Genomic DNA, 2850 nt, shown 5'->3' on the forward strand with positions numbered 1-2850 from the left:
CGGACTCCTGAAATCTGCCGTGAATCTGCCAGGACCACCTGGTAAGCCTAAATACTTCCTGGTGACCGATAGCGGACGAGTACCGTGAGGGAATGGTGAAAAGTACCCCGGGAGGGGAGTGAAATAGTACCTGAAACCGTTCGCCTACAATCCGTCGGAGCCTTTCGGGGTGACGGCGTGCCTTTTGAAGAATGAGCCTGCGAGTTAGTGGCATGTGGCGAGGTTAACCCGTGTGGGGGAGCCGTAGCGAAAGCGAGTCTGAATAGGGCGTTCAGTCGCGTGTCCTAGACCCGAAGCGGAGTGATCTAGCCATGGGCAGGCTGAAGCGCGGGTAAGACCGCGTGGAGGGCCGAACCCACCAACGTTGAAAAGTTGGGGGATGACCTGTGGTTAGGGGTGAAAGGCCAATCAAACTCCGTGATAGCTGGTTCTCCCCGAAATGCATTTAGGTGCAGCGTCGCGTGTTTCTTGCCGGAGGTAGAGCACTGGATGGTCTAGGGGGCCTACAAGCTTACCGAAATCAGCCAAACTCCGAATGCCGGTAAGTGAGAGCGCGGCAGTGAGACTGCGGGGGATAAGCTTCGTAGTCGAGAGGGAAACAGCCCAGATCACCAGCTAAGGCCCCTAAGCGTGTGCTAAGTGGAAAAGGATGTGGGGTCGCATAGACAACCAGGAGGTTGGCTTAGAAGCAGCCACCCTTTAAAGAGTGCGTAATAGCTCACTGGTCAAGTGGTTCCGCGCCGACAATGTAGCGGGGCTCAAGTACACCGCCGAAGCTGTGGCATTCACATTTTGACTTCGCATGGTTCTTCGGGATCGTGTGCAGGTGTGTGGATGGGTAGGGGAGCGTCGTGCCGGGGGTGAAGCAGCGGAGTGATCCAGTTGTGGACGCGGCACGAGTGAGAATGCAGGCATGAGTAGCGAAAGAAGGGTGAGAAACCCTTCCGCCGGATGACCAAGGGTTCCAGGGCCAGGCTAATCCGCCCTGGGTGAGTCGGGACCTAAGGCGAGGCCGAGAGGCGTAGTCGATGGACAACGGGTTGATATTCCCGTACCCGCGTAGGAGCGACCCTGATGAACCTCGTTGTGCTAACCACCCGAGCCTGGTGATGTCTTCGGACGGATCTGGGGGAGCGTGGGAACCTGGCGGGTAGTAGTCAAGCGATGGGGTGACGCAGGAAGGTAGCTGAGCCCGGCCGGTGGTTGTGCCGGGGTAAGCGTGTAGGCCGTGCTGTAGGCAAATCCGCAGCACACGGGGCTGAGACGTGATGCCGAGCCGATTCAGGTGAAGTCAGTGATCCTATGCTGCCGAGAAAAGCCTCTAGCGAGTTCCGAGCGGCCCGTACCCCAAACCGACACAGGTGGTCAGGTAGAGAATACCGAGGCGATCGGGCGAACTGTGGTTAAGGAACTCGGCAAATTGCCCCCGTAACTTAGGGAGAAGGGGGGCCGGAGACGTGAAGCCCCGCGCGGGTGGAGCGTTGTATGGCCGCAGAGAGCAGGGGGAAGCGACTGTTTACTAAAAACACAGGTCCATGCGAAGAAGTAATTCGATGTATATGGACTGACGCCTGCCCGGTGCTGGAACGTTAAGGGGACCTGTTAGCTCTTTCGGGGGCGAAGCGGAGAACTTAAGCGCCAGTAAACGGCGGTGGTAACTATAACCATCCTAAGGTAGCGAAATTCCTTGTCGGGTAAGTTCCGACCTGCACGAATGGCGTAACGACTTCCCCACTGTCTCAACCACAGGCCCGGCGAAATTGCATTACGAGTAAAGATGCTCGTTACGCGCGGCAGGACGGAAAGACCCCGGGACCTTTACTATAGCTTGACATTGGTATCTGAATTAGCTTGTGTAGGATAGGTGGGAGCCGGTGAAGTCCATACGCCAGTATGGGTGGAGGCAATCTTGAAATACCACTCTGGTTGATTTGGGTATCTAACTTCGGACCGTTATCCGGTTCAGGGACAGTGTCTGGTGGGTAGTTTAACTGGGGCGGTTGCCTCCTAAAGGGTAACGGAGGCGCCCAAAGGTTCCCTCAGCCTGGTTGGCAATCAGGTGTTGAGTGCAAGTACACAAGGGAGCTTGACTGTGAGACTGACAGGTCGAGCAGGGACGAAAGTCGGGACTAGTGATCCGGCACTTGCGTGTGGAAGCGGTGTCGCTCAACGGATAAAAGGTACCCCGGGGATAACAGGCTGATCTTCCCCAAGAGTCCATATCGACGGGATGGTTTGGCACCTCGATGTCGGCTCGTCGCATCCTGGGGCTGTAGCAGGTCCCAAGGGTTGGGCTGTTCGCCCATTAAAGCGGTACGCGAGCTGGGTTTAGAACGTCGTGAGACAGTTCGGTCCCTATCCGCCGTGCGCGTAGGATACTTGAGAAGGGCTGTCCCTAGTACGAGAGGACCGGGACGGACGAACCTCTGGTGTGCCAGTTGTCCCGCCAGGGGCACGGCTGGTTAGCTACGTTCGGAAGGGATAACCGCTGAAAGCATCTAAGCGGGAAGCTCGCTTCAAGATGAGGTATCCCACCCACTTTGTGGGGTAAGGCCCCCAGCTAGACGACTGGGTTGATAGGCCGGAAATGTAAGCCCGGTAACGGGTTCAGTTGACCGGTACTAATAGGCCGAGGACTTGACTACTAAGCTGCTACGCGTCCACTGTGCAACTCTGGGCAAACAAGCAACAGACCCCGTGTGTGGGTGTTGTTTGATATGTCTATAGAGTTACGGCGGTCATGGCGGAGGGGAAACGCCCGGTTACATTCCGAACCCGGAAGCTAAGCCCTCCAGCGCCGATGGTACTGCACTCGGGAGGGTGTGGGAGAGTAGGACACCGCCGGACATT

General features: G+C 57.0%; 2 rRNA genes (1 of these 2 running past the window's edge). Both read left to right on the plus strand.

The features are described 5' to 3' along the window. Positions 1–2645: ribosomal RNA gene (locus E1211_RS30465) — 23S ribosomal RNA — on the plus strand (it extends 465 nt beyond the left edge of the window). 85 nt (positions 2646–2730) lie between these two features. Further along, positions 2731–2847, plus strand: a 5S ribosomal RNA gene (gene rrf, locus E1211_RS30470). The last annotated feature ends 3 nt before the right edge of the window (positions 2848–2850 follow it).

Origin of the sequence: Micromonospora sp. 15K316 (assembly GCF_004348525.1) — a bacterium.
Lineage (GTDB): Bacteria > Actinomycetota > Actinomycetes > Mycobacteriales > Micromonosporaceae > Micromonospora.